Raw genomic sequence first — 1,709 nt, 5'->3', positions numbered from 1 at the left:
CAGGCTGTGAAAAAACTCCAATTTCAATAAAATTTCACCTAATTAAAAGCTTATAAATTGGTTTTAAGCCAAGGTATATTTTGAAGTAGTTTCATTTGTTCCCAATAGAATACGAACTAAAAATAGCTTTAAATAGGTCGTTTTTATCAAAAACAAACCTTTTCTCTTGTAAGGTGAGTTCCATGCTTTGAGTTTGGCTAGTAAATCGGGCACACCAAGGATATTGATGCTGCGTTTGATGTTATACACCAGCATAATCAAACTGTGTTCGCCGTTGACTTTTTCTAATCCTATTAAATTGGTGTGGTTATATCCCCATTTTCGCTTTATTGTTCCAAAGATGTGTTCGTTGATTTCTTGTCGTTTTCTATAGAGTTGCTGGTTGGCTTTATAGCGTTTGTTGTTTTCCTCTACTGCATCGGCATACTCACTTCGGTCTATTTCTCTTCCGCCAGTTCTACTGGTGCACTGGCTTTTTACTGGACACGTTTTGCAAGCTGGTGTTCGGTATTTTTGGAACCTGTAACCACTTTCCTCTGTTCGACCTGTTTTCTTGTGCCAACTGCCTGTAGTGCTTAGCGTTTGTCCTTGCGGACAGGTATAAGTATTCTCTTCTTTATTATAGATAAACTTTGTTACAAAATACTCGGGTTGCGTACCGTTTTCGTTGCTCTTGCCTTGATCGGGTTGTGCTACAATGGTGGTAATATTGTTCTCCTTGCAGGTTGCTATTTCTCTACCGTTGTGATAGCCTTTATCTACTAGCGCCGTAAAAGTTTCCAGATTTAAGTTTTCTTTGGCTTCTAGAGCAATGGCCGAAAGTGCATTTTTATCGTTGCGGTTGATGGTGTGCGTTGCCACAACCAAGTTGTGTTTATCATCCACTGCCGCTTGAATATTATACGACACTTCTACTACTTGCCCTTGAACCAAAAGTGCTCTTGCATCACAATCAGTAGTGCTCACTTGCGGTTCGCCACTGGTTTTGAGTTGCTCTTCTAGCAGTTCATATTTGATTTTGTTTTGCTTTAAGCGTTCTATTTTTTGTTGAATGTTGGTGAGCGTGGTACTGGTTTCTTGAGCGTCGTTTTGGGCTAAAGCGTTTAAATATTCTTGGGTTTTGGTTTCTATATATTCCAGGTGTTTATCTATTTTCTTTTGGTTGTAATTTGCTTTCTTGCTGTTGTGTGCTCTAGATTTTGTGCCGTCAATAGCGATGGTTTCGCCTGCAATTAATTCGGCGTCTTTTAAAAAACTAACAAACAGTTTGAAGAGTTGTTTCAGTGCTTTGGGGTTGTCTTTTCTAAAGTCAGCAATACTGTGATAATTTGGACAAATAGCCTCTAAAAGCCATTGCAATTCAATATTGCGAAGACACTCTTTTTCTAATCGTCTCGAACTACGAATACCGTTTAAATAACCATACAAATAGATTTTTAAAAATATCTTGGTATCAAAACTTGGGCGACCTTCGGTTTTTAATACTCTTGGCGTAAATCCTATTTTCTCTAAATCGATAAGGTTAACGAAAGCATCTATAAATCGAACAGGATTGTCCTGACTAATACTATCTTCTAGACTGCTTACTTGCAGTTGGTTGCGAGCTATTCCTTGTATATGTTGCATCGTTAAAGATAAAAAAACTATAACTTTCTTACAACTATTTTAGTATATTTGGTACAAGGATTGTGATGTTTTTTCACAGTCTG

At 37.6% G+C, this 1,709-nt stretch carries 1 protein-coding gene; it reads right to left on the bottom strand.

All coding sequences use genetic code 11. The features are described 5' to 3' along the window. Positions 1–63 precede the first annotated feature (63 nt). Entirely contained in the window at positions 64–1,626 is a 1,563-nt protein-coding gene (locus tag IAI56_RS15625) for an IS1182 family transposase (protein ID WP_244970343.1), read from the bottom strand. Positions 1,627–1,709: the final 83 nt, after the last annotated feature.

The sequence above is a fragment of the Flavobacterium macrobrachii genome (assembly GCF_014486675.1).
GTDB lineage: Bacteria > Bacteroidota > Bacteroidia > Flavobacteriales > Flavobacteriaceae > Flavobacterium > Flavobacterium macrobrachii.
This window is presented reverse-complemented; position numbering and strand designations above follow the sequence as displayed.

Coding starts and splice junctions, on each gene's coding strand:
- IAI56_RS15625 (WP_244970343.1), bottom strand. CDS start 1,626: ATGCAACATATACAAGGAATAGCTCGCAACCAACTGCAAGTAAGCAGT.